Annotated in this window: 2 protein-coding genes and 1 pseudogene; 2 read left to right on the top strand and 1 reads right to left on the bottom strand. The window is 53.8% G+C overall.

Going from position 1 to position 2508, the window contains the following annotated elements:
- Positions 1–28 precede the first annotated feature (28 nt).
- A pseudogene (locus H7A81_RS26775) lies at positions 29–391 on the top strand (arginase family protein); the annotation flags it as partial.
- Positions 388–1473, top strand: a complete 1086-nt coding sequence (locus H7A81_RS26780; RefSeq protein WP_182059285.1) for an iron-containing alcohol dehydrogenase family protein — start codon at positions 388–390, stop codon at positions 1471–1473. The pseudogene H7A81_RS26775 and the gene H7A81_RS26780, both read left to right, overlap by 4 nt.
- A gap of 373 nt (positions 1474–1846) precedes the next feature.
- On the opposite strand, the gene H7A81_RS26785 is transcribed toward H7A81_RS26780, so the two are convergent.
- On the bottom strand, positions 1847–2508 hold a 662-nt coding region (locus H7A81_RS26785), incomplete at its 5' end, for an antimicrobial resistance protein Mig-14 (RefSeq protein WP_255479060.1).

Raw genomic sequence — 2508 nt, forward strand, 5'->3', positions numbered from 1 at the left:
AGGGTTAGGTTGCCATGGATTTTAATTGGGTTATCATCAGGGCTTCCATCTGGTGCCTGCCGAACAATGCTGGTATCGCTCCATGGCGCCGCTGATGGCTGAAGTGCGAGCGCGCATCGGCGACGGTCCGGTGTATCTCAGCTATGACATCGACAGTTTCGATCCTGCATGGGCGCCCGGCACCGGTACACCGGAAGTGGGCGGCCTGACCTCGATGCAGGGGCTGGAGATTGTGCGCGGCTGTCGCGGACTCAATCTGGTCGGTGGCGATCTGGTCGAAGTGTCACCGCCGTACGATATCAGCGGCATGACCTCCCAGCTTGCAGCCAATATCCTTTATGAGATGCTGTGCGTATTGCCCGGCGTCCGTTACACAGAGAAGAAAGCATGACACAACAGAATTTGGTGTTTCCGGCGCGCGTGTTGCGCGGCGCGGGTGTGATCAATCAACTGGGCGAGATTTGCGCAGGGCTGGGCAAACGCGCCCTGCTGATCGGCGGCCATCAGGCATTGCAATCGGTGGAAGCGCAGGTGCGCGCTCAACTGCTGGCAGCCAACGTGACGCTGCTGGCGCAGGAGTGGTTTGGTGGTGAGACTTCAATCAATCAGATTAACCGTCTGGCGGCGATCGCTACCGAACTGCAAGCTGACGTGATTATCGGTGTCGGCGGCGGTAAATCGCTGGATACCGTAAAAGCCGTGGGAGCGCAGTTGGGCTTGCCGTTTATCACCATCCCGACCATTGCCGCCACCTGTTCGGCAGTGACACCATTGACCATTCGCTACGACGATAACGGCAATTTCTTCGATATTTTCCCGCTGCCACAGGCACCGGCGGCAGTGATCATCGACAGTGAGTTGCTGGCTAAAGCCCCTGCTCGCTGGCTGGCTGCTGGTCTGGGCGACACCCTGGCAAAATGGTATGAGTTCCGCGCGGTGAGCGTCCGCCATCCGGCACGTGAAGGCAATGCATTGTCATCATTGGCTCATAGCCAGATTTGCTATGACGTGATCGCGGAACACGGCCCGGCGGCCTATGCGGCGGTGTTGCGCGGCGAAAGCAGCGCCTCATTGGACCAGGTGCTGGATGCGATCTTTACCTGGGCCGGATTGACCTCGCTGATGAGCAACGGCGCCCACGCAGCGGCTTCACATGCGATTTATGAAGGTTTTACCTTCTGCGATAAGACACGTGAGTTTGGTCATGGCCTGCTGGTTGGCTTTGGCAACTTGTGCCTGCTGGCGCTGGAAGATCGCAGCGATGAAGAGGTGCTGGATGAGATGCGTCTGGCGCGCGATTGCGGTGTGCCATTGACGCTGCGTGAGATTGCCGAGTTGGATGATGCCGAGCTGGCGCTGATTGTGCGTGAATCCGTGCATGCACCGGATATGGAGAATATGTCGGTCGAAGTGACTGAAGCCCGTCTGCTGGAGGCAATGCAGCGGATTGAAGGGTTGGCTGTTCGGGTTTAAACCTGGGGTCAGTGGTAAGTGCGGGCGCTTTGCCGCAGATAATCAGCAGTGCCGAGCAAAGTGAGTCTGCCTGGAGGGCCCGCAGGATGCGGGCGAATTGGGTGAAGACAGGGATTAATGCGTCAAAAGACGGGAAGACCATAAGAACTAAAAAATTAAGATTATCCAGCCTCTTCTCAGCTAGTAGCAGATTATGTTTCCTTAAACAAATTCAGAAAATATTAATATCGTTATTTGTGTAAAAGATTGCTGAGGCTTGCGCAAAGAAGGCCTCAGCAAGCAGTGCTTTAATAGAGCCATATACAGCTGAGAACAAGATGAAACTAATTTCGGCTATTCTGCCTTCACAAGAAATTTCGGATGAATTTCTCGTCTAGAAAATAACGCGTCCGAGTGGAACGGGGTGGCACCAGCGCGCCTTATATTCGCCAGAGAGCGCGCCGTAAGAATAGTACAGCGTCTGATTATTCTCTCGGGCATCCTGATAAAGCGACGTGAGGTTTTTCCACATGATCATGGTACCAAGCGCGCCGGCATTTTCATCCATGCGGTAACCGATATTGATGAAGTCAACGAACGTGCCCGCCACGCCTGACACCGATAGCAGTAACTGAATAGCTACGGGCTCCTCATTTAAAAACATTACGTGCCCTTTAAAATGCTGCTGGAACTCGCGGAAAAACGCACGGTTAACATCCCTGTCTTTTAGACTCCGCTGACGTCTGGCCTCAAAAAGCGTCTCATAGATTTCGAATATGTGCTCTCCGTCAAGCAGGCTGACGTTGATAAAGGTGCCACCGCCTTTAAGAAAGTTTCGTAATTCCCGCTCTCGAGTCGAAACGGTCTTTTTTGAGTAATCCTGCGCCGGATCTTTAGCAAATGCAGCCTGTCGCTTACTGAAAACGTTATAGGAGGTATTCAGAAATCGGTTGTACTGCAGATGATGAATACACCTGGAGCGGAAAGGCAGAATAACCCGGCTCTCCACCGCGCTACTGAGAGGGACATAAATGGATGAAGAAGGGATAGGCAGGC

It is taken from the genome of Pantoea sp. ME81 (assembly GCF_903970985.1).
Lineage (GTDB): Bacteria > Pseudomonadota > Gammaproteobacteria > Enterobacterales > Enterobacteriaceae > Pantoea > Pantoea communis.

Coding starts and splice junctions, on each gene's coding strand:
- H7A81_RS26780 (WP_182059285.1), top strand. CDS start 388: ATGACACAACAGAATTTGGTGTTTCCGGCGCGCGTGTTGCGCGGCGCG.